Source organism: Oleiphilus sp. HI0125, assembly GCF_001635355.1.
This window is the reverse complement of the sequence record NZ_LWGF01001294.1, coordinates 1-702: the sequence shown is the minus strand read 5'-3', so window position 1 is coordinate 702 and position 702 is coordinate 1. Positions and strand designations below refer to the sequence as shown.

At 45.7% G+C, this 702-nt stretch carries 1 protein-coding gene; it reads left to right on the top strand.

From position 1 onward, the window contains the following. The coding region (locus tag A3762_RS22375; protein ID WP_197469498.1) for a diaminopimelate decarboxylase at positions 1 to 702 on the top strand (702 nt) is incomplete at both ends.

Here is a 702-nt window from a genome sequence, read left to right as displayed (position 1 = left end):
TTTGAGCAGAGCTTTCTTGCTTATAAAAATGCATTCGGGGATCACGATCACCTTGTTTGTTACGCAGTAAAAGCGAATTCGAATCTCGCGGTATTGAGCATTCTTGCTCATTTAGGTGCAGGTTTTGACATCGTATCGATTGGCGAATTAAAGCGTGTACTCGCGGCAGGTGCTGACGCATCGAAAGTTGTTTTTTCGGGTGTGGGTAAGCAAGCAGATGAAATGGCTGAAGCCCTAAAAGCGGGCGTTCACTGTTTCAATGTAGAGTCTGAGTCAGAGTTATATCAGCTTAACGAAGTTGCATCGGCTTTGGGCATGGTTGCGCCGATTTCTTTGCGTGTGAATCCAGACGTAGATGCGAAGACCCATCCCTATATTTCAACGGGTTTGAAAGATAATAAATTCGGCGTATCGATTGATGTCGCGCTTGATATTTATCAAGCAGCAGCCTCACTGGAAGGTATTCGTGTAACAGGGATTGATTGCCATATCGGTTCTCAGTTAACCGAAACTCAGCCATTCCTTGATGCACTAGATCGTGTGCTGTTGCTAGTCGATCAACTACAAGACAAAGGCATTACGCTAGAGCATCTCGATATCGGCGGTGGTCTTGGCGTGCGGTACTCGGATGAACAGCCTCCAGAAACGGCCTCTTATGTTCAAGAAGTACTTAAGAAAGTAGAAGGTCGTAACCTGACTATC